Origin of the sequence: Mycolicibacterium parafortuitum, assembly GCF_010725485.1 — a bacterium.
Classification (GTDB): domain Bacteria; phylum Actinomycetota; class Actinomycetes; order Mycobacteriales; family Mycobacteriaceae; genus Mycobacterium.
In genome coordinates this window covers 4962304-4986506 of sequence record NZ_AP022598.1, presented here as the reverse complement: position 1 = coordinate 4986506, position 24203 = coordinate 4962304, and the positions used below count along the sequence as shown (strand labels likewise).

Below are 24203 nucleotides of genomic sequence, written 5' to 3'. Positions count from 1 at the left end.
TCGACTTAAAGGCCCTGCCGTTTGCCTCATGCGCGTTGATGAGAATTGCTGGTTTGGTCTATTCGTTCCACGAACATCCCTTATTCGCGCCGGTCGCGGCGCACATGTGACGAAATCTACTGATCAATGGGGGAATCTTCATGCGATTCACTAAACGCGGAGCACGTGACACGGGCATTGCATGCGGCGCTGCCGCGGCGTCGGTGGCACTAGCCGTATCGACCGCGGCGTCGGGGTGGGCGGCCAGTACCGCGCTGGTCGTCGGAGGTCTCGGAACACCGAGCCTGCACGAGGTCGTGATGTCCCAGCTCCTGGGCGGGGCGTTGCAGGACTACGACCGGCGGGTCAGCGTCAACTGGCCGGCCGAAGCCAGTCAGACCCGGACGCTGGGCCAGTCCATCGAAATCGGGCGTGCGAACCTGAACGCGCAGATCGACCAGGCGCTGGCGCAATTGGAGCGAGACGCCGACGGCAACCTGCTCGACGGGGAACAGGTGACTGTCGTGGGGTTGTCGGCAGGGTCACTGGTGGTCACCGAAACCCTGCGCGGATGGCAGAACGACGGTGAAGCCGACCCAGCCGCCGAGGAGATCAACTTCGTCGTCGTCGCGGACTCCAGCAGGCAGGAGATCATCGACGACACGGAAACCTATAACCCGCAGTATGACTACACCTATCGGCGGCCTCCTGCCACGGTGTACGACACCGTCGAGGTGACCGGCGAATACGACGGTATGGCCGACTTCCCGGATCGCTTCAACCTGACCGCGATCTCGAACGCGATCACGGGTTCGGTGCTGCGACACGTTCAGACGATGTTCTCCGACCTGTCCGACGTGCCGAAGCAGAACACCACCGTCACCGAGAATGCACTGGGCGGCACCACGGTTCGTTACCTGGTCCCGGCCGAAACTCTGCCCCTGGTGCAGGCCAATCCGCGGCTGGCGCCGCGCGAAGCCGAGCTGCGCGCGCAGGTTGACCGCGCCTACAGTCGCAACGATCCCGCCAACGTCGCGGCCCGCCTCGGCGGGCCTGATGTGCCGCAGCGCATCCGTGACATCGTCACCCGCGACGCGGGCGACCAGGACGCGGGCGGGGTGAACCTGGGTCTGACCGCCGCCGCGCAACAGCAGGCTGAGATCGACGCGGGGGCGGGCCCCGAGATGGACGGACAGCGCAGCCTCGGGGAGCAGATCGCGGCCACGGAGCGCACCGTCGACGAGGCCACCCCGGGCGCGGCGATGCCCAGTTCGAGCACGGTCGGTGCGGCCCTCGACGCCGCGGCCGACAAGCTCAGCGGTGCCGATGACGAGACCACCGCGACGCAGACGTCGAAGAAGCCGACCAGGGACCGTGACGGCGCCCGAACGTCCCGCACCGACACCGCGTCGGACAAGGCGGCGAAGTCGGACAAGGCGGTGAAGTCGGACAAGGCGGCGAAGTCGGACAAGTCGGCGAAGTAACCCCGCAACGCTTCGTGCTGTGCGCCAAGGGATCTCACACCGACCGTGGCCGGCCCGCCACCCACCCCAGAGCACCCTGGATCAGCGTGACCGCGCCGAGCAGCAGGATCGGGAGCCTCCAGCCGGCCGAGACCGCGTGCAGCACACCGAAGGCCAGGGGACCCGTCGCCGCGATGAGGTAGCCGAAACCCTGCGACATCGCCGACAGCGCGGCGGTCTCGGCGGTGGCCCGGGCACGGAGCGCGACCACGCCAAGCGCGATCGGCAAGGTGGCGGTCCCGACGCCGAACAACACCGTCCACAGCCACGGCGCCGCGGTCGGTGCGACCCACAGCCCGACGGTCGCGATCATCGTCGCCGACGTGACGGCCAGGATCCACCCGGACTGGGAGGGCCTGCGCAGCGCGAACATCGGGACGACGAGGTTCAGCGGAATGCCCATCAGGTTCATCAGCGCCAGCATGAGTCCGGCCTCGGGCCGCGGAATTCCGTGAGACACGAAGAATTCCACCAGCCATCCCATCAGGATGTAGGCCGAGCACGACTGCATACCGAAGAAGCCGGCGACCGCCCAGGCCACCGGGTTTCGGAGCAGCGAACGGCGGGGACCGTCGGTGGGAACCGTGTGGTCGGGCACCTCACCGTGGCGGACCCCGATGCTCCACAGGATCAGCGCTGCCGCAGACAACATCGCCCAGGACCCGACCGCGGGCCGCCAGCCGCCGAGCAGCGAATCGAGGGCCGGTGTCGCGGCGGCGGCGATCCCGCCTCCGGCTGCCAGCGCCGCGGTGTACATGCCGGTCACCCGTCCGACGGCATCGGGGAAGGACTGCTTGACGACCACCGGAATCAGCACATTGCCGATCGCGATGCCCGACGTCGCGATGAACGTGCCGCCGAGCACCAGCCACGGCCCGCCGACGACGCGCAGCGCGAGCCCTGCGGTCAGGACCGCCAGGGCCAGACCGATGGCCCTGGCGAGTCCGAACCGGCGGTTCAACCACGGTGCCGCGATCGCGGCGAGGCCGAAACACACTGCGGGAACAGCGGTCAGCACGCTCGCCCAGACCACCGACGCGCCGAGGTCGCCCTGGACCTCGCCCAGCACGGACGCGATGCTGGTGACCGCCGGGCGCAGATTGAACGCCGCCAGTGCGACGCCCATCAGCAGCAGGGGAGTCGCGGTCAGCGCGGTGTGACGGCGGGCCAGCCGCGAGGTCATCCGAACGCGCGCTTCACCATACGACAACCGAGCGCAGCACTGCGTCGTCGTCGCCGGCGTGCATTTTGTGGAAGGCGTCTTCGATGTGGTCGAGTCCGATGCGTTCGGAGACGAATTTGTCGAGGGGGAAGCGGCCTTGGAGGTAGAGGTCGATGAGGGTGGGGAAGTCGCGTTCGGGGAGGCAGTCGCCGTACCAGGAGGATTTGAGTGCTCCGCCGCGGGAGAAGAAGTCGATCAGGGGCATGTCGAGGGTCATGTCGGGGGTGGGTACGCCGACCAGGACGACGGTGCCGGCGAGGTCGCGGGCGTAGAAGGCTTGTTTCCAGGTTTCGGGGCGTCCGACGGCGTCGATGACGACGTCGGCGCCGAACCCGTCGGTGAGATCCTGGATCGTGGCAACCGGGTCGAGGTCGCGGGCGTTGATGGTGTGGGTGGCGCCGAAGTGGCGGGCCCAGTCGAGTTTCCGGTTGTCGGTGTCGACGGCGATGATCTTTTTGGCCCCGACCAGTGCGGCGCCGGCGATGGCGGCGTCACCGACGCCGCCGCAGCCGATGATCGCGACGGTGTCGTCGCGGGTGAGTGCGCCGGTGTTGATGGCTGCGCCGAGGCCGGCCATCACGCCGCAGCCGAGTAGGCCGGCGGCGGCGGGGTCGGCGGCGGGATCGACTTTGGTGCATTGGCCTTGGTGGACGAGGGTTTTGTCGGCGAAGGCGCCGATGCCCAGGGCGGGGGTCAGTTCGGTGCCGTCGGTCAGGGTCATCTTCTGGGTGGCGTTGTGGGTGTCGAAGCACAGCTGGGGGCGGCCGCGTTTGCAGGCGCGGCATTGTCCGCAGACGGCGCGCCAGTTGAGGATGACGAAGTCGCCGGGTGCGACGTTGGTGACGCCCTCGCCCACGGTTTCGACGATGCCGGCGGCTTCGTGGCCGAGCAGGAACGGGAACTCGTCGTTGATGCCGCCGTCGCGGTAGGTCAGGTCGGTGTGGCAGACCCCGCAGGCCTGGACGGCCACGACCACTTCGCCGGGTCCGGGATCGGGGATGACGATGTCGACCACCTCGACCGGCTGGCCCTTGGCCCGCGAAATCACACCACGCACTGTCTGAGTCATCTCATACCTCTCCACTGAATGAAACGGATCGGCCGGTCAATGGCCGTGACTGTTCGGCACCGACACCTGCGCGATCAACAGCGCTTCCGCGGGTTCGGCGCCGTCGTTGGCGAACCGGTGCGGGCAGTCGGCGTCGAGCCGGATCGAATCGCCGGCGTCCAGGTCGTGGGACGCGGTACCGCTCTGCACGGTCAGGCGTCCAGCCTGGACCACCACGATCTCCTGGCCTTCGTGCCGGACGAGTTCGGTACCGGTGTGCGCACCGACGGCGAGCTTCAACGATGCCACCTCGAGGCCGTGCTTCCTGCTGCGCTGGATCACCCGCCGCGTGACCCCGGGTCCGAGGGTGAGCTCCTGTTGATCGGCATGGCGTACCAGCGACAGCTCCGGACCTCTGGCCGGATGGAAGAGGTCCCCGATCGCCACGTCGAGTGCCGAGGCCACCGCGACGAGCGAACCGACGGACACACCGGTCTTGCCCCGTTCGAGCATCGACAGCATCGATGCGCTCAAACCCGTCGCCGCTGCGATGTCCACCAGCGTGAGACCCGATTCCATCCGGATACGCCGGATTTCGGCACCCAGGCGGCGGTTCGTCATTTCCGAGGCGGCCTGGATATCGAGGAACGGGCTCTCGTCAGGCACGCTCATATGTCTCCCGTGCTGTTTACCGAGGCTGAACTTATCTAAGAGAGTTTCACTGTAACTGACAATCGCTTGTGCTGTCGCTGTGTCGGCGCGATGGCCTGGCGGTGGTTTTCGCGGACACTTCACATACGGCGATCGCGCCAGAAGATTCAACAGCACTGATGTCGGTGCCCATCCTGCCCACTCCCGGGTCCTTCAGTGGCAGTGCAGTCCCGCTACCCGCCGATGCCCGGGACCCCGGGACCATCGGATACGCCGGCGCGCGCCGTTCGTCGCCATTGCGGCGCGCGCTCGACCGGTGTCGGCGGTCGGACACCGGAGCCGGTGGCGCGGGCCGCACCACCTTCAGTCCGGCTCAATCCGCCAGTCGGTCCGGCATGGCAGGCCGTGACGCTCGGCAACCGTAGGCCCGGGCCTGTGCCGCAGCTGCGAGGAACGCGGTGAGCCGCGACCAGAGACTTTCTGTGAGGGCTGTTCCCCGTCGATTTCACCGGTATCGAGGTGTACGGACCGCTGACCGGCAGGGTTGCCGGAGTCCGGCGGCGTACCTCGATCGTCCCGGTGGTGCCGCAGGCCCCACTCGACGTAAAAAATGTGTAACCATTTCAGTTCGGATGAAGTCGAACGCGGACGATCGGCGTGGGACGTCACCCGCGTGTGCATGCCGCGAACGCCTGGCGATCGACGTCCGGTGAGTGCCGGTCACCTGCCAAAACGGCAGGCCGACGCGCCGCCCGCAGAGCCTTGCGATCTGCGTCACACTGACCTATTCTTTCAACCAACTTGAAGTTATAGGTGTGCAAGTCACCCGTTCTTCGGACCGAAAGATGCGCGAAATCCTGCGTGAGTTTCAATCCCATTGTACGCTCAGCGACATCACAGCGGGCCGTGTTCGGACCAGCCGTGTTCCACGAACCAGCGTCGGAGGTCATGAAGTGAAGTTGAAATCTTGCTGTCGCGTCATCGGAGTCGGGGCCGCGTTGAGCCTCGTCCTGACTTCCTGTGCCGACGGAGACGACCGCGGTGGCCAGTCCTCTGGCGGATCCTCCAGCGGTGACATCGTCTTCGGGCAGCTCATCGGCGTCACGGGTGACTATGCGCCGTTCACCCCGCCGGCGATCTCTGCCGCGAAGATCGCCGTCGACGAGATCAACGACGCGGGCGGGGTGATGGACCGCAAAGTCGTGCTCGTCACCGAGGACAACCGCTCGACCGTCGACGGAGCCGTCGCCGGCTTCTCGAAGCTGACCACCGTCGACAAGGCGATGGTGATGGGCAGCCTCGAATCCGACGGACAGGTCGCGCTTTTCGACCAGATCCAGCAGCGTCAACTGCCCAACATCTGCTCCTCTTGCGGCACCACCTTCCTCGACGATCGCGGCGGCAAGTTCTCCTTCCGTGTCACCGCTTCCGACAGCGATGCCGGCATCATCGTCGCCCAGGTGGCGCGCGATGCGGGGGTCAAGAAGCTCGCGATGATCGTGCAAAACACCGAAGGCGCGTCCGGCCCCGCCGAGGTCGCGACCGAGGCCTTCGAGAAGGCGGGCGGCACCGTGAACTCGGTGACCATCGAACCAGGCGCCTCGTCGTACAACAGCGAGGTGGCCAAGGCGCTCGAATCCCAGCCGGACGCACTGTATCTGGCCGCCGGCGTGGAAGCGGGTATCCCTATCCTGCGTGAGATCAACCGGCGCGGCTACGACATCCCGATCTATGTCTCACCCGACCTGATCACCGACGAGGTCGCCGCGCTGCCCAACGCCGGGCAGCTGACCGCCGCGCTGACGGCGTTCGACGTCGACAGCCCTGCCTACAAGTCCTACGCGGAGCGGTTCCGTGCCGCGACCGGCGGAGACCCGGAACCCGGTATGTACGACGCGAACAACTACGACCAGTACGTGCTGTTCGCGCTGGCGATGGAGGCCGCGCAGAGCACCAACGGCGCCGACGTCGCCGCCCGTATCGTCGACGTGGCCAGCGCCCCAGGCAAGAAGGTGTACTCGTTCGCCGAGGGCAAGGAAGCCCTCGCCAACGGTGAGGAGATCGACTTCGACGGTGCCTCAAGCACTCTCGACATGAACGAGTTCGGCAACCTGGAGTCGCCGATCCTCGCGGTCCTGAAGGTCAAGGACGGCGTGTGGACACCGGGTGAGCAGGTCGAGGTCGATCCGGCGCTGCGCCCGGAATGACCCGCCCAGAATGACCACGGCGCCGGGGCGGTGCCCCCACCCCCAACCGCCCCGGCTCCGTCCTCCGTTGGAAAGGTAATTCGTTGGACAACCTGCTATTCGGGTTACTGACCGGCAGCATGCTGGCGGTGGCGACCTCGGGTTTCGCGCTGCTGCGCAACACCGAGCGCTTCCTGCACATCGCGCACGGACAGTTCATGGCCCTCGGCGCCCTGCTCGCGGTCGCGCTCGGCGAAGCCCTCGGGGTCGTCGGCGGCATCGCCGCGGCGATCGCGATCACCTCCGCACTGGCCGTCGTGTCGGGCAAGGTGTTCTTCGACCCCGTGAAGCACCGGGGCGGCAACGTCCTGCTGTTCACCTCGGTGGGTCTGGCGTTCGTCACGTACGGAGCCATGATCGCGGTGTTCGGCACCGACCTTCGGGTCTTCTCGATCGAACTCGGCGCCGCCCGCCAGGTCGGGCCGTTCAACGTCGCACCCGGCGAGATCGTGATGCTGTTGGTGGCCGTCATCGTGATCGGTGGGCTCTGGCTGCTGCTCGGCCGCACGGGGGTGGGCCGCGACATCCGCGCGGTGGCGTCCAACCGGGAGCTGGCCCAGATCCGTGGCGTGGCGATCGGCCGGGTGAGCACCACCGTGTGGGCGATCTCCGGTGCGCTGGCCGCCGTGGCAGGCATCATGACCGGAATTCTCGGCTCGGTGTCCACCGAATCCGGTTGGGGCTACATTCTTCTGGTCCTCGCCGCGGCCGTGCTCGGCGGCACCGGCAACATCCTCGGCGTCATCGCCGCGGCACTGGTGCTCGGCATCGTGATGGACATGAGCTCGCTGGTGATCGACACCGCCTACCGGCCGATCGTCGCGTTCGCGATCCTGATCGGCGTGCTGCTGATCCGCCCGCAGGGCCTGTTCTCGTTCCAGTCCCGTAAGGAGGCGGCGGCATGATCTCGGTCGAGTTCCTCGTCACCATCGCGACCTTGGCCTTCGTGTTCGCGATGGCCGCCCAATTGCTGAATCTCGAAGCCGCCTGGGGCGGTATGTGGGATCTCGGTATCGCAGGGCTGATCGGGGTCGGCGCGTACTCGTATGTGCTGCTGACCACCTCGGCGGACGCGCTGGTGCCCGGGCTGGGGCTGGCGTGGCCGCTGGGAATGCTCGGGGCGGGGCTCATCACCGCCGCGGTCGCAATCGTGATCGGCTGGCCCGCACTGCGGCTGCGCGGTGAGTACTTTCTGATCACCACCTTCGCGTTCGCGGAGATCCTGCGCCAGATCATCATCATCCGGCGCGACATCACCGGCGGCACGTTCGGCCTCACGACGATCGTCAAGCCGTTCGAGTTCCAGTTCACCATCGACGGCTATCCCTATGTGCGCCTGGCGATCACGGTGCTTCTGACCGCGGTGGTCTGGTTGATCTGCTCCAGGATCGCCACGTCGTCCTACGGCGCGACCCTGCGGGCGGCGCGGGACAACGAGCCGCTGGCGATGGCGATGGGCAAGAACATCAAGTCGCTGAGGCTGTCCACCTACGCGACCGTGGGCCTGATGTGCGGGCTGTTCGTCGGGCCGGCCTACTCGTGGATCCTGGGCGCTCTGGTGCCGTCGGTGTTCAGTTCGCACCTGACGTTCACGCTGTGGGCCGGACTGGTCATCGGTGGGCTGGGCAGCCGGTTCGGCCCGATCGTCGGCGCACTGCTGCTGACCGGCGCCAGCGAGATGGTCCGGCTGGTCAGTGTGCCGCCGGAGCTGTCCAATCTGCACGCGGCGGCGCATCCGCTGCTGGTGGGTCTGCTGCTGATCGCGGTCCTGCGCTGGCGTCCCGACGGACTGCTCAGCGAGAGCGGGACGTTCGCGAGGTTGCGGCGGCGCCACACCAGGCAGGTACCCGCTCCGGCCGCGGCAGGGGCCGGCCCGGCCGCAGTGTCCACACCGATTCTGACCGGGAGTGCCAATGACCAAAACGCCTGACCTTCAGGTCATCGGTGTCAACAAGACCTTCGGTGGTGTCCAGGCGCTGCGCGACGTCGACATCACGATCTCGAGCGCGGAGATCACCGCGCTGATCGGACCCAATGGCGCGGGCAAGACCACTCTGTTCAACGTGATCTCGGGGTTCGGCACGCCCTACGCCGGGCGGGTCGTCTTCGGCGGGACCGAGCTGACCGGTCTGCCCGCCCACAAGGTGGCGCGTGCCGGACTGGTACGCACGTTCCAGACACCGGTCGGCTTCAGCTCGATGACGGTGGTCGAGAACGTCGCGCTGGCGCTGACCGGAAACACGCTGGACCACCCCTGGTCGCCGTTCGTGAGCTGGACCAAGGACCGCAGACGTCGCCGTGAGGCGCACGACGCTGCGTGGGCTCAACTCGAGCAGGCCGACGCCGCGCACCTCGGAGACCGTGCGATGAGCGATCTTTCGCCCGGGGACGCCAAACTGGTCGAGATCCTGCGCCAGCTCGCGCTGGCACCGCGCATGCTGCTGCTCGACGAACCAGCCGCAGCGATGACGGTCAACCAGATCGAGGTGCTGTCCGGAATCATCCGGGGAATCGCCGCCCGCGGCATCGGCGTCCTGGTCATCGACCACAACCTGAGCTTCGTGCTGGAACTGGCCGCCAAGGTGCATGTGCTGGAGACCGGTGCGGTGATCGCGTCGGGCACCCCCGAGCAGATCGGCAACGATCCCAACGTCAAACGTATCTACCTCGGCGGAGCGGAGGAATCCGATGTTGCTTGAAACGGACGGATTGAGTACCGGGTACGGCCCGCTGACGGTGGTCCGCGACGCGACGCTGCGGGTCGCGGCGGGCGAGATCGTCGCGATCGTCGGACCCAACGGCGCCGGCAAGTCCTCGCTGATGAAGTGCATCGCCCGGTCGCTGCCGGTGATGGGCGGCACCCTGCGGTTCGACGGCAAGGACCTCGCGGCGGTGCCGCAGAACCACATCGCCGAACTCGGGATCGGCTATGTTCCCCAGCAGGGCAACGTGTTTCCCGAGCTCTCCGTGCAGGAGAACCTGCAGGTGTCGTGTCGCGGCAGTCTTTCCGAGGCGCGCGCGACCACCAAAGAGGTGCTCGTGCAGTTCCCCCGGCTCAACGAACGCATCAAGCAGGCGGCGGCGACGCTGTCCGGTGGTGAACGGCAGATGCTCGCGATCGCCTGCGCGCTGGTGAGTTCGCCGTCGCTGCTGATGCTCGACGAGCCGACCACCGGGCTCGCACCGCTGATCGTGCGCGAGCGTATCGCCGACATCCAGCGGCTGCGTGACCGTGGAGCGGGCGTGCTCTGGATCATCGAGGAGCACCCCCGGATCTGCCTGCCCGCCGTCGACCGGGTGCACTTCATGTCCGACGGCACGCTCGCCCCCGCGGTCGACGCAAGCGCGCTGCTCGAAGAAGGCGCCCTCGAGGAGCTGTTCTTCGGCGTCGCGCACTGACCCGGTACCCCGACAGCGAAAGGGCCGCCCGTCGAAATCGACGGGCGGCCCTTTCGTGTCTCGCGCGGCCGGTGCGTGGCTGCCGACTACCGGGCCAGTCCGGGGGCCGGAAGCGATGTCCCCGGCGGCAATTCGATCCCGTCCACGTCGACGCCGGCAGCGCGCAGCATGTCGACGTCGGCCGGGCACGGCCCACCGACGCTGACCACCCGCTCGCCGCGGTCAGCAGCCACCGCGTGCCAGAAGCCGATCTCGATGTGGATGGTGTCGCCGGGCCCGAACTGCAGTTTCTCTCCCGTGGTGACGTTTTCGGCGGTGCCGTGCCCTTCCAGGATGTGGATGGTGTCCTCGGAGTACGCGTGCACGTGTTCCTTGTTGCGCTCGCCGGGCTGCAGGACGACGTAGTTCATGTTGGCCGCCACGGCGCCGATCCCGAGCCACACCACCAGGCGGGCGTCCTGGGAGATGAACGGCACCAGCAGACCGGGGGAGTCGCGATGATGCACCGAGATCTCGGGCCACACCTCCGCCGACTCGGACGCGACGACCGGTGCCCCGGTGATCGGCGACCCGGACGGGCACGGCCCACCGACGATCCGGGTGCCTGCCAGCCCGATCAGGCGGTACGGGGTTCCCGGCCTGACGTGCACCATGGATCCCTCGACGAGGTCCTGGGAGCCGCCGTCGGTGCCATGGACGACGGTGCCGACGCCGCCGACGACGTAGTACGCGGCCTCGGAGGTGTGCGTGAGCTGGGTCGTCTCGCCGTCCTCGTCGAACTGGAGGTCGTAGAGGCCGCGGCATTCGGCGCCCGCGCGCGGACCGACGATCTCGCGCCACGTTCCGCCGGTGAGCAGGCCCTGGTCGGGACCCCACTGCTCGCGGGTGATGACCCTCATTCCCGCAGGTGCACTCTGCTGTTCAGCCACGGCGTAAGAGTAACACCGGTTTCAATAGGATCAAATAAGTTTCTGGAGTGCTGAACTTCACTGTCCGCCGTCGGCGCCGGCACCATCCCGACCCGGGAGCCGCGTCGAAAAGATCAGTGCGCCTTGGTCGGCAGTGCGCCGGTGACGGTGGGACCGGTCGAGCGCGGCCTGTCAGTGGGCCGCGGCATTGTCACGCGGGCATTCTCCGCGGTCGCCCGGCTCGGCGCTACCGGGGGCCGCATCAGTTCATCTAGATTGAATCCTGTTTCATAGCACTTACTGCGACCGCGCCCGGCCATGAAGGAGAACGCCCCCATGGACTCGTCCAGCACTCCCGGATCGGAACCTGCGGTGCTCTGGCGTCCCGACCCCGAGACGGTGCGCGACACCGCACTGGTCCGCTTCACCCGGTGGGCCAACATGTGCCGTGACACGCAGATCGCCGATGAGCTGGATTACCGCGCGTTGCACGCATGGTCGGTGCGTGATCCGGAGGGTTTCTGGTCCGCCGTCGCCGGCTTCTGCGAGGTCGTCTTCCACGATGCGCCGCAGTGCGCGCTCGGCGGCACGGAGATGCCCGGGGCGCAGTGGTTCCCCGGGGCCACCCTCAACTACGCCGAGCACGCGTTGACCGACGCGCCCGGCCGGCACGATTTCGACACCGCGGTCGAGTTCTCCCGCGAGGACGGAGTCGAACGCACGGTCAGTTACGGCGAACTGCGCGATCTGGTCGGGCGGGCGCGCGCCGGCCTGATCGCCGCGGGCGTCGGCCGCGGGGACCGGGTGGTGGCGCTGGCGCCGAACTGTGTCGAGACGCTGGTGATGTTCCTGGCGGCGGCTTCCCTCGGCGCGATCTGGTCGTCGTGTTCTCCGGACTTCGGCGCCCGTGCGGTGCTCGACCGGTTCGCCCAGATCGAACCCGTGGTGCTGCTGGCCGTGGACGGTTACTGCTACGGCGGCAAGAGGTTCGACATCCGGGACCGGGTGGACGCGTTGCGTGAGCAGCTGCCGACGGTGCGCACCACGGTTCTGGTGCCCTACCTCGACCGCGCCGCCGAACTGGCCGGTGCCACGAGCTGGGCGGATTTCACCGCCGCGGCCGGCGCGCTGGAGTTCGATCCGGTGCCGTTCGACCACCCGCTGTGGGTGCTGTACTCGTCGGGCACCACGGGCCTGCCCAAGGGCATCGTCCAGGGGCACGGCGGAATCGTGGTCGAACACCTCAAGGCGCTGCGTCTGCAGAACGATCTGGGACCCGGCGACCGGTTCTTCTGGTTCACCACCACCGGCTGGATGATGTGGAACTTCCTCGTCGGCGGATTGCTGGTCGGCGCGACGCTCGTGCTCTACGACGGCAACCCCGGCCACCCGGACATGACGGTGCTGTGGGCGCTCGCCGAGAAGCACAAGGTGCGCCTGTTCGGGGTGTCGGCGCCGTTCGTCCACGCGTGCATGGATGCCGGGATCAGCCCGCGCCGCGACTTCGACCTGTCGGCCATGCGGGCGCTGGGCTCGACCGGTTCCCCGTTGTCGGTCAACGGGTTCCGGTGGATCGCCGAACACGTCGGGGAACACGTCCAGATCTCCTCGATTTCGGGCGGGACCGACGTGTGCACCGCGTTCCTCGGTGCGGCGCCGACCGTACCGGTGTGGCTGGGCGAGCTGTCGTGCGCCGCGCTGGGCGCCGACGTGCGCTCCTTCGACGAGAACGGCGACGATCTGCACGGTGAGGTGGGGGAGCTGGTGCTGACCCAGCCGATGCCGTCGATGCCGGTGATGTTCTGGAACGACCCCGACGGCGAGCGGCTGCGGGCGGCGTACTTCGAGGACTACCCGGGGTATTGGCGGCACGGGGACTGGGTGATCGCCACCGAGCGCGGTTCGTATGTGATCCAGGGCCGCTCCGACTCGACTCTCAACCGCGGCGGGGTACGGATGGGGACCGCCGACTTCTACGCGGTGGTCGAGGGTTTCGCCGAGGTCGCGGATTCCCTGGTGATCGACACGACCGAACTCGGCGACGACTCGGAGGGCGAACTGCTGTGCTTCGTGGTGCTCGCCGCCGACGCGGCGCTTCAGGCCGTCGAGCCGGCGCTGCGGACCGCGCTGCGGCGGGAACTGTCTCCGAGGCATGTACCCGACCGGTTCATCGAGATCGCCGCGGTGCCGAAAACGCTCAGCGGCAAGAAGTGTGAGGTGCCGGTGAAGAAGATCCTCTCCGGTGTCGACCCCGAGAAGGCCGTCAGTCGCGAGGCCCTGCAGGACCCCGACGCGCTGGCCCCGTTCCTGGCGCTGGCGTCGGAGAGATGAGCGGGGGCGGCCCCGGACTGCAGGCGGTTCTGTTCGACCTCGACGACACGCTGCTCGACCATCGCGGCGCGGCCGCGGACGCGTTGCGCTCGTGGGCGGTTCACGCAGGGCTCGCGATGCCCTACGAGGAGCTCGTCACCACCTGGCAGGTGCTCGAGCGGCAGTACTACGACATGTACCAGCGCGGGCAACTGACCCGGACGGAACAACGGCGGGCCAGGGTGCGGGCACTGCTGAGCCCGGACGAACTGACCGACCGCGCCGCCGACGCGTTGTTCGAGGCGTACTGGGGCTTCTACCGGGATGCGTGGCGGCCGTTCCCCGACGCCGAGCACGCGGTGCGCCGCGCGCGGGAGGCCGGTCTACGGGTCGGGATACTGACCAACGGTGATGCCCGTGACCAGCGACGCAAGGTCGCGGCCACCGCGCTGGCCGACTTCGCGTTGCCGCTGTTCGCGTCGTCGGAGCTGCCCGGCGCCAAACCCGATCCCCGCGCGTTCGAATTCTCCTGTCGTGCACTGGGTGTCAGCACCGCGCAGTGCCTGATGGTCGGCGATTCGCTGGTCAACGACATCGAGGGGGCGCGGGCCGCGGGACTGTCGGCGGTGCTGCTGGACCGCTACGGTCCCGAGCGGCCCGCGCCGGACGGGTACGCGATCGTGCGCGGGCTCGGTGAATTGCGCTTCGGATGAGCTTGCGGGCCCCCGGCCACTGTCTTAAACTTCAAACTCGTTGAAGTATTCGGGGTGTTGCACCCCCTGGTTACGGCTGGGTTGTAGCCACACTGAAACTCGACACTGCTGATTCGGTGTTCTGCCGGAGGTGAGAGTGATGCAGGGTGTCCCGCGTTCGGCGCTGTTCCGCCGGGGTCTGGTCGACGGCGGCGATTGGCGGTTGATACCGGACGGCGGCCGCGTTCCGGCCGCGCGATGACCCGGCCCACCCCTTCTCTCACCCCCAGGAGTTCAGTCCATGTCTCAGTCCGCGCTCGCCGGCTTCTGGCACCCGATCGCCGCCGTCGACGACATCACCGACCAGCCGAAGCGTTTCACCCTGCTCGACGACTACGTCGTCGCCTTCCGTGACGAGGAGGGTGTCGCGGCGTTCCGTGATCTGTGCATCCACCGCGGTGCGGCCCTGTCGCTCGGCTGGGTCCGCAACGGCACGCTGGTGTGCCCGTACCACGGCTGGCAGTACGACCGAGCGGGCGCGTGTGTGCGGATCCCGTCACGCCCGGCCGACGCACCGATCCCGTCGACCGCCCGCGCGAAGGCCTATCGGGTGCAGGAGAAGTACGGCCTGGTCTGGGTGGCGATGGAGGAGCCGCGCGCCGAGTTTCCGGCGTTCCCCGACGACGTCGACACCCCGTCGTGGAAGTACTTCCTGTCCTACCGGCGGGTGTGGAACACCTCCGCGGCGCGCGCGGTCGAGAACTTCATGGACTTCTCCCACTTCCCGTACGTCCACGAGGGCCTGCTGGGCACCGAGGAGACCGCGGAGATCGCCCCGTACACAGTCGAGAAGCTCGACAACGGACTGCATTACTGGCTCGAACAGGAAGAGCCGAGCGATCTCTACGGGGCGGGCGGCACGCAGAAGGTCCGCTACGAGTACACGCTGGTGGTGCCGTTCACCATCCATCTCAAGAAGATCGAGATCGGCACCGGACGGGAAACCGTCATCACCCAGTTCACGCTGCCGATGACCGAATCGTCGACCGAGCTCTTCGTCGTGATCGCGCGTAACCACTCCCACGACGAGCCGGACAGCAAGTTCGGCGATTTCACCACCACGATCATGGAGCAGGACCGCACCATCGTGGAGAGTCAGCGGCCGGAGAAGCTCCCCGAATCCTTGCGTGAGGAACTACATATCAAGGTTCCCGATGCTGCCAGCCTGTTGTACCGGCAGCGGCTGGCCTCGCTGGCCAAGGTCGAGGCGTTCGGGCCGTACGGCGCGTGAGCCGGTCGGGCCCGTTCGCGGGCCCGGATTCGGGCTGGTCTCGCGGCGAAACCGGCCGCGGCGGGGCCCCGGCGACGGAATTTTTCCGTATTTCGCCTGCGTGACATGCAGGCAATACGGTCTCTTTCACGTACGCTGAAACACGCTGAAACCGCCCGTTCTCGCCACGAAGCCCATCGGAGAGCCCATGACTTCTTCTCGATCCGCTGCACCGGCCGGTAGGCGCAGCGCCGCGGGGAACCCCGGCGCGCGAAAAGCGGGGAAGTCGGACAAGCCGGCCGCCAAGTCCGACCGGCCGGTCAAGCACAACGGGAACGGTGCCGCGGTGGGCGCGGCGGCGCCCGAGCGTGATTCGGACGCCGCCGAGCAGACGATGCTGCTCGTCGGGGCGAGGATCCGCGCGATGCGGCTGCGCCAGCAGTTGACCCTGCGCGACGTCGCCGAACGCACCGGGGTCAGTGTCTCGATGCTGAGCATGCTGGAGCGCGGCGTGTCCACCGCGTCGGTGGGCACCCTCGTCGCGGTCGCGTCGGCGCTCGGCGTGCACATGTACGACTTGTTCGCCCACAAGGACGGCGCCGACGGGTCGCCGGTGACCCGGTTGTCCGAGCAGACCGTGGTGCGGATGGGCGAGGGAACCACGCGCCGCGTCGCCCACAACGACGCCGCGGCCGGGTTGGAGCTGGCGGTCAACCAGTACGACGTCGGCGGCGCCAGCGGGCCGTCGGCCACCCATCACGATGGTCGCGAGTTCGGCGTGCTGATCTCCGGACAGCTCACGGTCGAGCTCGACGGGCAGAGCCATGTACTCGAGCCCGGCGACGTGATCGCCTACTCGTCGGATCGCCCGCACCGCATCGCCAACACCGGCGACGAGCCAGCGGTCGCGGTGTGGGTGAACCTCGACGACAACTGACGCGCTCTTTCAACTCCACTTAATGACTTCGACTGTATTGAATGTTACGCTCGCCGTGTGACGGATCGACGGACGCACTCACGGCGTGAGCACGGCTCACTCACGGTCGCGCTCGAGCAGATCGACGTCGCCGTCGGCGCCGTCGATGGCAATCGGGACACCGCGCTGAACCGGGCGCGCGCCGCGTTCACCGGCGGGGCCGATCTGGTGGTGCTGCCGGAGCTCGCGATCAGCGGCTACGTCGTCGACCGGGACCTCGCCGCCGAGGTCGCCGAACCGCTCGACGGGCCCACCGCAGCCCAGTTCATCAGTCTGGCAGGTGAATTCGACGGCTTGGTGGCCTACGGATTCTGCGAACGGGCCGGGGTGGAGCTGTACAACACCGTCGTGGTCGTCGACGGATCGGGGCCGGTGCTGCATTACCGCAAGCTCCATCTGTTCGACCGGGAGAAGGACGTCTACACGCCGGGCGATCTCGGACTTCCCGTGGCGGATACGGCGTTCGGGCGCATCGGCGTGTGCATCTGCTACGACCTGCGCTTCGTCGAGGTGTTGCGCGCGCTGTCACTGCGCGGCGCGGACCTGGTGCTGGCACCGGCGGCCTGGGTCGGCGGCTTCGACCGCACCGTACCGGTGACCGGCGGCACCAGGCACGTGGATTCGGTTCTCGCGCAGGCGAATCTCGATCAGGTCGCGGTGGTCGCGGTGTCCCAGGTGGCCGGCGCCGCACGCGGTGGGCCTGCCACGCTCGGCGGCTCGGTGGCCTGCGACGCCTACGGGGAACTGCTCGCCGGTCCGCTGTCGCGCACCGCGGCGGATTCGGCGACCGCCGTCATCGACATCGAGGCGGTTCGCGCCGCGCGAGTGCGCGGCGAGCGGATCCGTCCCCGAGACGACCGGCGTACCGACGTCTACGCCCTGAACTACGGAGGGGATGCCTGGTGAAACCGCGGTCCTTCACCTACCACGCGCCGACGGATCTGGAAGAGGCACTGGGCATCCTGGCCGCCGATCCGGACGACGCGAAGGTGCTCGCAGGCGGGCAGAGCCTGGTGCCGATGATGAATTTCCGGCTGGCCAGTCCCGCCCAGCTGGTCGACATCAACCGGGTGCCCGGGCTCGACGGCATCGAGACCGTCGGCGACCGCGTGGTGATCTCGGCCCGGACCCGGCACATCAAGGTCCAGAACAACGCGGTGCCCGGCCCGCTGGGCTCGCTGCTGCGCCGGGCGGCCGCCCATGTCGGGCACCTACCGATCCGCACCCGTGGCACGTTCGGCGGCTCCATCGCGCACTGCGACGCGGCGTCCGAGTGGTGTCTGGTCGCGTCGCTGCTGGACGCCGAGATGACCGCGGTGAGCCTGGCACGCGGGCAACGCACCATCGCCGCCGCCGACTTCTTCCAGTCGATCTTCACCACCGCGCTGGAACCCGACGAGATCCTGCTGTCGGTGTCGCTGCCCGCCCTCGATCCCACCTGGCGCACTGGTATTGCCGAATTCGCCAGAAGAGCAGGGGATTTCGGCATCGTGACGGCAACCGCGGCGGTCCGTGTCGTCGACGACGTGGTGGCCGAGGCCCGGGTCAGTCTGGGCGGGGTCAGCGAGGTGCCGTTCCGTAGCGCCGCGGCCGAACGCACGCTGCTGGGCCGCCCGCTGACCGAGGAGGCGCTGGTGGCGGCGGCCGAGGCCGCCGCCGAGGAGGTGGACCCGCCGAGCGACACGCACGGCGACGCCGCGTATCGCCGCGATCTGGTGCGTGCGCTGCTCCCGCGCGCACTCGGCGAGGCGACGACGGTCGGGGCATGATGGCCGCCCCCACCGAACCGGGCACCTGGACCGGGCGGGCGCTGCCCCGGCTGGAGGATCCCGCCATCGTGCGCGGCTGGGGCACCTACGTCGCCGACATCGCGTCCCGCAACCCCGGGTGCGCCTATGTGCGCTTCGTCCGCAGCACCGTGGCCTCGGGCCGCATCCTGTCCATCACCGCACCGCCCGGCGTCACGGTGTTCACCGGCCGCGACCTCGCCGACGTCGCGCCCATCGAGGCCGCGCTGCACCGCCCTGACTTCGTCGCCGTCGGTACCCCGATCCTGGCGACCGACGTGGTCCGCTTCGTCGGCGAACCGGTCGCGTTCGTGGTCGCCGACAGTGATGCCGCCGCCGAGGACGCCACCGAACTCGTCGACGTCGAGATCGAGCCGCTGCCCGCTGTCCTGTCGGCGCCCGATGCGCTGGCCGAAGGTGCACCGCTGGTTCATGATTCGGTACCCGCCGACCATCAGAACGCGCCGAACACGATGGTCGACGGCCGCGTCACCACACCCGGCGCCGCGGAGGCGTTCACCCGCGCCGACGCGGTCGTATCGGTGCGGGTCAGCTCCGGACGGCAGAGCGCGATGCCGCTGGAGGCCAGGGCTTCACATGCCGCCTACGATCGCGCCGACGGCCGCATCACCTTGCATTCGACCCTGCAGATGCCGCACATCACGCGCACCGGCATCGCCGACTGCGTAGGTATGGCCGAGGACGATCTGCGGGTGATCGCGCCCGACGTCGGTGGCGGATTCGGCGCCAAGATGACGCTGGCCCGCGAGGACGTCGCTCTGGTGTGGGCCGCCCGCACGCTGCGCCGCGACCTGGCCTGGATCGAGACCAGGGAGGAGAACTTCCTGGCGGGCTGGCACAGTCGCGAACAGGTCTACGACATCGAGGGCGCCTTCACCGCCGACGGTGAATTACTGGCCCTGCGTGGCGATCTCATCTGCGACGTCGGAGCCTACTGCTGCTATCCGGTGACCTGGGCGGTGGAACCGCTGATGGCACTGGCCGAATTGCCCGGACCGTACAAGGTGGCCGAGTACGACGTGCGCTCGCGTGCCGTCGCGACCAACAAATGCCCGATCGCCCCATATCGCGGCGTGTCGCGGCCGATGCAGGTGCTGGCCATGGAACGGCTGATGGACCGCGCCGCGACGCACCTGGGCATCGACCGCGTCGAGATCCGGGACAAGAACCTGATCTCGGAGTTTCCGCATCGCGCCCCGACCGGGCTGGTCCTCGACGTGGCGTCGCACCGCGAGACGCTCGCCGAGGCGGCGCGGCTCGCCGACCTCGACGATTTCGCGGTGCGCCAGGAACAGGCCCGCAGGCAGGGCCGCTATCTGGGGATCGGGTTCTCCTGCTTCGCCGAACGCACCGGCTACGGCACACCCGCCTTCGCGGCGCGCTCGCAGCCGTTCGGCCTCGACCCGACCAAACCGGCGCCGGTCATCACGCCCGGCTTCGAACGCGTCATCCTGACCATGGACCCGTCCGGCGGCCTCACTCTGCGCATCGGCGCGTCGCCGCACGGACAGGGGTTGAAAACGACACTGGCACAGGTGGTCTGCGACGAACTCGGGATGCGCCCGGACCAGGTCAGGGTGATCGCCAGCGACACCGATGCGACCCCGTACGGGTGGGGCAGTTACGCGAGCCGGGCGATGGTGATCGCCGGAGGCGCGTCGCTGACCGCGGCGCGCGAACTCGCCGAACGCATCCGTGGGCTGGCCGCCGACCGGCTCGGCGGCCTGCCCGACGACGTCGTGCTCGAGGCCGGGACGGCGCGGCTGCGCGGCGCGACGGAAGCGGTCGAGCTCGCCGTGATCGCCCGCGACACCTACCATTCCAGCCATCTGATCCCCGACAAGGGCCAGCCCGCGCTCGAAGCGATCGGCACCTACGACCCGTCGGGCACCTTCGCCAACGCGTGCCACGTCGCCGAGGTCGAGGTCGACCCGCAGACCGGTCAGGTCCGGGTGACCCGGTTCCTCGTCGCCGAGGATGCCGGCAGGCTGATCAACCCGGCCATCGTCGACGGGCAGATCCACGGCGGCGTGGTCCAGGGCATCGCCAACGCGCTGTTCGAGGAACTGATCTACGACGACCGCGGCGTGCTGGTGACGACCTCGCTGATGGACTTCCTGCCGCCGACCGCCGCCGAGGTCCCCGACATCGAGATCTCCCATCTGTACACGCTGTCCCCGGCGTCGCTGACCGGGGCCAAGGGCGTCGGGGAGGGCGGCACCATCGGTGCGCCCGCCGCCATCGCGAACGCGATCAGCGACGCGCTCAGCCCACTCGGTGTCGGGGTGTTCCACCTGCCCGCGACCCCGCACCGGATCCGGTCGGCGATCCGAGAGGGTCGCGACATCCGACCGGCGCCCCATCCGTCCGATGCTGCCGTCCCGGCGCCCCAGCAGTAGGAGAGCACATGACGTCACTTCGCCTCTACGTCAACGGCGACCGCTACGACATCGACGTCGAACCGCGCCGGACGCTGGCCGATGCGCTGCGCGACGACTGCGGTCTGACCGGCACCCACCTGGGCTGCGAGCACGGGGTGTGCGGTGCGTGCACCGTGCTGCTGGACGGCCAGCCGATCCGCGCATGCCTGATGTTCGCGGTGCAGGCCGAGGGTGCGTCGATCCGCACCGTCGAGGGACTGGCCCCCGACGACACCGCCCTGCATCCGGTGCAGCAGGCGTTCTGGGACAACCACGGGCTCCAATGTGGTTTCTGCACACCGGGATTCCTGACCCTGATCGCCGGCTATCTCGAGGAACACCCCGATGCGGGCGAGGACGAGTTGCGCGACGTGCTGTCGTCGAACCTATGCCGCTGCACCGGATACCAGAACATCCTCAAGTCCACGCTGTGCGCGCAGCGCGCGATGCGCGGTGACGAACCGGCCGACGCCGAGACCTCCGCATGATCGGGGCCCGCGCCAGGCGCATCGAGGATCCGGTGCTGCTCCGCGGGGCGGGCCGGTTCGCGGCCGACACCAGCCACAGCGGCGAAGTGCACATGCGGGTGGTGAGATCGCCTATCGCGCACGGCCGCATCGTGTCGGTCGACGTGTCGGCGGCGCTGCTGCTCGACGGGGTCGTCGCGGCGTGGTCGCACGATGACATCTCCAGCCTGCCCGCGATCGCGTTCCGGCTGACCCCGCGCGACGAACTGTTGCCGTACCGCCAACCCGTGCTGGCCCGGCGGTTCGTGCGCTACGTCGGCGAACCGGTCGCGGTGGTGTTCGCCACCTCGGCGTATCTGGCCGAGGACGCCGCCGAACTCGTCGAACTCGACATCGAGCCGCTGCCCGCGCGCATCGACGCGGATCTGGAACCGATCACCTGGGTCGACGGCGAGCAGGCCAGCTGGGCCGCGGGAACCGGCGCGCAGCTGGGCGACCAGGACTCCGAGGCGACGTGTTTCGTCGAGGAGTACGGCGACGTGGACGGGGCGTTCGCCGGTGCGGCGGAGCTGGTCGCGGCCGGTACCCACCGCATCGTCGAGATGGACGCGCGAATCGGCCGGCACACGGGGGTGCCGATGGAATGCCGCGGTCTGGTGGCCCGGTTCGACGACGCCGATCAGCAGCTGGTCATCGACGGCGCGGCGAAGGTGCCGTTCTGGAATCGCGAGGCCATCGCGGCGATCACCGGGTTGCCGCCGCATCAGGTGGTGGTCCGCGAGACCCACGTCGGCGGCGGGTTCGGCCCGCGCGGCGAGCTCTATCCCGAGGACGTGCTGGTCGCCGTCGCGGCGATGCGGTTACGCAGGCCGGTCAAGTGGATCGAGGACCGGCAGGAACATCTCGTCGCGACCAATCACTCACGGGGACAACACCACCGGCTGCGTGCTCTGGTGCGGGTCGCGGACGGGTGGATCGAGGCGCTGGAGGCCGACTTCATCCTCGACCAGGGCGCCTACGTGCGCACCCACGGTGCCACCGTCGCGTCGCTGACCGCGTCGATGCTGCCCGGGCCGTACGTGATCCCGCACTTCCGGGCCACCGCGCACGTGCGCCTGACACACAAGACGCCGGCGGGCACCTATCGGTCGCCGGGCCGGTACGAGGGCACGTTCGCCCGCGAACGTCTGGTCGACAAGATCTCCAGGGAGCTCGGGCTCGACCCCGCCGAGATGCGCCGCACCAACTTCATCCCGGCGGCGAAGATGCCCTACGAACGTCCCATCCAGGCGATGGGCACCCACCTGGTGCACGATTCCGGCGACTACGAACTGCTGCTGGACAAGGTGGCAAGGGAGTTCGATTTCGCGGGTATCCGCGCCGATGTCGAGAAGCGGCGCGCGGCAGGGGAACTGGTCGGCTTCGGATTCGGGTTCTTCGTCGAGAAGAGCGGTATCGGGCCGTTCGAGGGCGCCCGCGTCTCGGTCGACGTCAGCGGTAAGGTCACCATCAGCTGCGGTGCGTCGTCGGTGGGGCAGGGGGTCGACACCGTGCTCGCACAGGTGGTCGCCGAGCGACTGCGGATCCCGCACGACGCGATCCGGGTGGTCCGGGGCCGCACCGACCAGTTCGAGTACGGCCGGGGCGCTTTCGCGACGCGGCTGGCGGTGATGGCCGGATCGGCTGCCAAGAATGCCGCTGACGCGCTGGCCGACAAGGCTGTTCGGGTGGCCGCCCACCACTTCAAGGTCAGCACGGAGGAGGTCGACATCACCGACGGCGCGGTCGCTGTCGTGTCGGACCCGTCGCGCGTACTGACCTTCGGCGAGATCGCCCGGCTGCTCGAACCCGTCAACGCGGGGGAGATGAAGGAGGACCCGGGGCTGTCGGCCGACGGCTGGTTCCGGTCCGACCACATGACCTATCCGTACGGCCTGCACGCCGCGGTGGTGTCGATCGACGCGGGCACGGGCAACCTGGCCGTGGAGCGGTTCATCGTGGGTTACGACGTCGGCCGGGCGCTGAACCCGACTCTGGTGGAAGGCCAGATCGCCGGAGGGGTCGCACAGGGACTCGGGGGAGCGGTCTACGAGGAGTTCCTGTACGGCGAGGACGGAACCCCGCAGTGCACGACGTTCATGGACTATCTGATCCCGACACTGCTCGAGGTGCCCGACGTCGAGACGTTGATCACCGAGGACGCGCCGAGCCCGATCAACCCGCTCGGGGTCAAGGGCGCGGGCGAGGGCGGCACCACGGCCGTCGGGGCGGCGATCGCCTCGGCCGTCGACGATGCCCTGCGGATACCGGATTCCATTGTGTCGGTGCCGATCCGGCCGGATCTGGTGCGTCGTCTGGCCAAATCAATTTCAGTGACATAGAATCGACTTCAATACAATTGATTCGGTTTTGAGCGGAGAAATACATGCGCATCGTCGATCTGACCCATCCGTGGGGCCTGCACACCCCGGGCTGGGTGGGTTATCCGGGCAACAAGATGTACTACACCCAGAACCTGCAGACCAACCAGATCGTCTCGCAGCGCATCGAAGCCTCGCTGCACTCCGGCACCCATCTCGACGGCCCGATGCACGGCACCGACGGCGGTCTCGACATGGCCTCGCTGCCGCTGGACTATCTGATCCATCCGGGTGCGATCGTGGACGTCTCGGACGTGGTCAGCGACTGGGATCTGATCGAGCCCGAGCACATCACCTCCAAGGTGGAGGTGAAAAAGGGTGACATCCTGATCATTCACACCGGCTGGATCGACTACTACCAGGGCATGCCGAAGCAGGATCTGGTCCGGTACTTCACCATGCACCCGGGCGGCAGCGTGCGGTTGGCCCGCTGGATGGCCGAGATGGAGATCCGTTGGTGGGGAATCGATGCCGGCTCGGGCGACCACCCGATGAACACCACGATCCGCAACATGCGCCCGGATCTGCTGAAGAAGTTCGAAGAGCACGTCGGCATGACGTACTCGGAGTTCTTCGGCGGTGAGTACGAATACACCCATCACCTGTCGGGTCGCGAGGTCAAGTCCGACATCTTCCCGATGCACCACCTGGCGTTCCAGGACGGCTGCATCCACGCCGAGAACGTCGGCGGCGATCTCAAGACGGTGCTGAACCAGCGCGCCATCATCGGTGCGTTCCCGTGGAAGATCGAGGGCGGCGAGGCCTGCCCGTGCCGCATCATGGCGTTCTTCGACTGCGGCGAGGACGAAGTCATCGAGGGTTTCGCGGGCTGAGCCCAGCCCCCGGACCGATCAGGAAGGGCAC

General features: G+C 68.3%; 20 protein-coding genes. 16 read left to right on the top strand and 4 right to left on the bottom strand.

Translation table 11 applies throughout. The features are described 5' to 3' along the window. Nucleotides 1–203 precede the first annotated feature (203 nt). The gene (locus NTM_RS23415; protein WP_232079820.1) at nt 204–1463 is read left to right on the top strand and encodes a PE-PPE domain-containing protein; all 1260 of its coding nucleotides are present in this window, start codon (nt 204–206) and stop codon (nt 1461–1463) included. 34 nt (nt 1464–1497) lie between these two features. Here NTM_RS23415 and NTM_RS23410 read toward each other — a convergent pair whose 3' ends face one another. Genes NTM_RS23410 through NTM_RS23400 form a run of 3 tightly spaced genes read right to left on the bottom strand, consistent with a single transcriptional unit; the run spans nt 1498 to nt 4444 of the window. Then, a complete protein-coding gene (locus NTM_RS23410) occupies nt 1498–2685 on the bottom strand; it encodes an MFS transporter (RefSeq protein WP_163768299.1) in 1188 nt (395 codons plus the stop codon). 13 nt (nt 2686–2698) lie between these two features. Beyond that, a complete protein-coding gene (locus NTM_RS23405) occupies nt 2699–3793 on the bottom strand; it encodes an S-(hydroxymethyl)mycothiol dehydrogenase (protein ID WP_163768296.1) in 1095 nt (364 codons plus the stop codon). A 36-nt stretch (nt 3794–3829) separates the two neighbouring features. After that, complete coding sequence (locus NTM_RS23400) at nt 3830–4444, bottom strand: helix-turn-helix domain-containing protein (RefSeq protein ID WP_163768293.1); 615 nt, start codon at nt 4442–4444, stop codon at nt 3830–3832. Nucleotides 4445–5376: 932 nt separating this feature from the next. On the opposite strand from NTM_RS23400, the gene NTM_RS23395 reads away from it, so the two are divergent. The 5 genes from NTM_RS23395 (at nt 5377) to NTM_RS23375 (ending at nt 10068) form a co-directional block, all read left to right on the top strand. After that, nucleotides 5377–6630, top strand: coding sequence for an ABC transporter substrate-binding protein (locus tag NTM_RS23395; protein ID WP_163768290.1), 1254 nt, complete (start codon nt 5377–5379; stop codon nt 6628–6630). Nucleotides 6631–6713: 83 nt separating this feature from the next. Then, nucleotides 6714–7574: a branched-chain amino acid ABC transporter permease gene (locus tag NTM_RS23390; RefSeq protein ID WP_104865574.1), complete on the top strand. Its 861-nt coding sequence runs from the start codon at nt 6714–6716 to the stop codon at nt 7572–7574. Continuing rightward, on the top strand, nt 7571–8599 hold the full coding sequence (locus tag NTM_RS23385; RefSeq protein WP_163768287.1) for a branched-chain amino acid ABC transporter permease: 1029 nt from the start codon (nt 7571–7573) through the stop codon (nt 8597–8599). The genes NTM_RS23390 and NTM_RS23385 overlap by 4 nt, the downstream gene beginning before the upstream one ends. Beyond that, nucleotides 8583–9368 carry an ABC transporter ATP-binding protein gene (locus NTM_RS23380; RefSeq protein WP_163769600.1) on the top strand — a complete coding sequence of 262 codons (786 nt, stop codon included), beginning with the start codon at nt 8583–8585 and terminating at the stop codon, nt 9366–9368. The genes NTM_RS23385 and NTM_RS23380 overlap by 17 nt, the downstream gene beginning before the upstream one ends. Beyond that, nucleotides 9358–10068: an ABC transporter ATP-binding protein gene (locus tag NTM_RS23375; protein ID WP_163768284.1), complete on the top strand. Its 711-nt coding sequence runs from the start codon at nt 9358–9360 to the stop codon at nt 10066–10068. Before NTM_RS23380 ends, NTM_RS23375 begins: the two co-directional genes overlap by 11 nt. An 86-nt stretch (nt 10069–10154) precedes the next feature. On the opposite strand, the gene NTM_RS23370 is transcribed toward NTM_RS23375, so the two are convergent. Beyond that, the gene (locus tag NTM_RS23370) at nt 10155–10997 is read right to left on the bottom strand and encodes a cupin domain-containing protein (RefSeq protein WP_142407190.1); all 843 of its coding nucleotides are present in this window, start codon (nt 10995–10997) and stop codon (nt 10155–10157) included. A gap of 315 nt (nt 10998–11312) precedes the next feature. Between NTM_RS23370 and NTM_RS23365 the strand changes: the two genes are divergently transcribed. The 10 genes from NTM_RS23365 to NTM_RS23320 all read left to right on the top strand — a co-directional run bounded on the left by NTM_RS23365 (nt 11313) and on the right by NTM_RS23320 (nt 24172). Beyond that, entirely contained in the window at nt 11313–13307 is a 1995-nt protein-coding gene (locus tag NTM_RS23365; RefSeq protein WP_104865588.1) for an acetoacetate--CoA ligase, read from the top strand. Continuing rightward, nucleotides 13304–13999 carry an HAD family hydrolase gene (locus NTM_RS23360; protein ID WP_163768280.1) on the top strand — a complete coding sequence of 232 codons (696 nt, stop codon included), beginning with the start codon at nt 13304–13306 and terminating at the stop codon, nt 13997–13999. Before NTM_RS23365 ends, NTM_RS23360 begins: the two co-directional genes overlap by 4 nt. Nucleotides 14000–14279: 280 nt before the next feature. Beyond that, a complete protein-coding gene (locus NTM_RS23355; RefSeq protein WP_104865569.1) occupies nt 14280–15269 on the top strand; it encodes an aromatic ring-hydroxylating dioxygenase subunit alpha in 990 nt (329 codons plus the stop codon). 187 nt (nt 15270–15456) lie between these two features. Next, entirely contained in the window at nt 15457–16185 is a 729-nt protein-coding gene (locus NTM_RS23350; protein WP_163768277.1) for a cupin domain-containing protein, read from the top strand. 57 nt (nt 16186–16242) lie between these two features. Further along, nucleotides 16243–17130 carry a nitrilase-related carbon-nitrogen hydrolase gene (locus tag NTM_RS23345; RefSeq protein ID WP_161499488.1) on the top strand — a complete coding sequence of 296 codons (888 nt, stop codon included), beginning with the start codon at nt 16243–16245 and terminating at the stop codon, nt 17128–17130. Continuing rightward, nucleotides 17127–17993: an FAD binding domain-containing protein gene (locus tag NTM_RS23340; RefSeq protein ID WP_104865566.1), complete on the top strand. Its 867-nt coding sequence runs from the start codon at nt 17127–17129 to the stop codon at nt 17991–17993. Before NTM_RS23345 ends, NTM_RS23340 begins: the two co-directional genes overlap by 4 nt. Then, complete coding sequence (locus NTM_RS23335) at nt 17993–20431, top strand: xanthine dehydrogenase family protein molybdopterin-binding subunit (RefSeq protein WP_163768274.1); 2439 nt, start codon at nt 17993–17995, stop codon at nt 20429–20431. Before NTM_RS23340 ends, NTM_RS23335 begins: the two co-directional genes overlap by 1 nt. An 8-nt stretch (nt 20432–20439) precedes the next feature. Next, nucleotides 20440–20940 carry a (2Fe-2S)-binding protein gene (locus NTM_RS23330; RefSeq protein ID WP_083145909.1) on the top strand — a complete coding sequence of 167 codons (501 nt, stop codon included), beginning with the start codon at nt 20440–20442 and terminating at the stop codon, nt 20938–20940. Continuing rightward, nucleotides 20937–23300, top strand: a complete 2364-nt coding sequence (locus NTM_RS23325; protein ID WP_163768272.1) for a xanthine dehydrogenase family protein molybdopterin-binding subunit — start codon at nt 20937–20939, stop codon at nt 23298–23300. The genes NTM_RS23330 and NTM_RS23325 overlap by 4 nt, the downstream gene beginning before the upstream one ends. Before the next feature lie 44 nt (nt 23301–23344). Further along, nucleotides 23345–24172 carry a cyclase family protein gene (locus tag NTM_RS23320; RefSeq protein WP_083145907.1) on the top strand — a complete coding sequence of 276 codons (828 nt, stop codon included), beginning with the start codon at nt 23345–23347 and terminating at the stop codon, nt 24170–24172. Nucleotides 24173–24203: the final 31 nt, after the last annotated feature.

Bases quoted from the DNA above. Each gene is read 5' to 3' on its own strand.
- NTM_RS23410 (WP_163768299.1), bottom strand. From the start codon at position 2,685: ATGACCTCGCGGCTGGCCCGCCGTCACACCGCGCTGACCGCGACTCCC.
- NTM_RS23405 (WP_163768296.1), bottom strand. From the start codon at position 3,793: ATGACTCAGACAGTGCGTGGTGTGATTTCGCGGGCCAAGGGCCAGCCG.
- NTM_RS23400 (WP_163768293.1), bottom strand. From the start codon at position 4,444: ATGAGCGTGCCTGACGAGAGCCCGTTCCTCGATATCCAGGCCGCCTCG.
- NTM_RS23385 (WP_163768287.1), top strand. From the start codon at position 7,571: ATGATCTCGGTCGAGTTCCTCGTCACCATCGCGACCTTGGCCTTCGTG.
- NTM_RS23380 (WP_163769600.1), top strand. From the start codon at position 8,583: ATGACCAAAACGCCTGACCTTCAGGTCATCGGTGTCAACAAGACCTTC.
- NTM_RS23375 (WP_163768284.1), top strand. From the start codon at position 9,358: ATGTTGCTTGAAACGGACGGATTGAGTACCGGGTACGGCCCGCTGACG.
- NTM_RS23365 (WP_104865588.1), top strand. From the start codon at position 11,313: ATGGACTCGTCCAGCACTCCCGGATCGGAACCTGCGGTGCTCTGGCGT.
- NTM_RS23360 (WP_163768280.1), top strand. From the start codon at position 13,304: ATGAGCGGGGGCGGCCCCGGACTGCAGGCGGTTCTGTTCGACCTCGAC.
- NTM_RS23355 (WP_104865569.1), top strand. From the start codon at position 14,280: ATGTCTCAGTCCGCGCTCGCCGGCTTCTGGCACCCGATCGCCGCCGTC.
- NTM_RS23350 (WP_163768277.1), top strand. From the start codon at position 15,457: ATGACTTCTTCTCGATCCGCTGCACCGGCCGGTAGGCGCAGCGCCGCG.
- NTM_RS23335 (WP_163768274.1), top strand. From the start codon at position 17,993: ATGGCCGCCCCCACCGAACCGGGCACCTGGACCGGGCGGGCGCTGCCC.
- NTM_RS23330 (WP_083145909.1), top strand. From the start codon at position 20,440: ATGACGTCACTTCGCCTCTACGTCAACGGCGACCGCTACGACATCGAC.
- NTM_RS23325 (WP_163768272.1), top strand. From the start codon at position 20,937: ATGATCGGGGCCCGCGCCAGGCGCATCGAGGATCCGGTGCTGCTCCGC.
- NTM_RS23320 (WP_083145907.1), top strand. From the start codon at position 23,345: ATGCGCATCGTCGATCTGACCCATCCGTGGGGCCTGCACACCCCGGGC.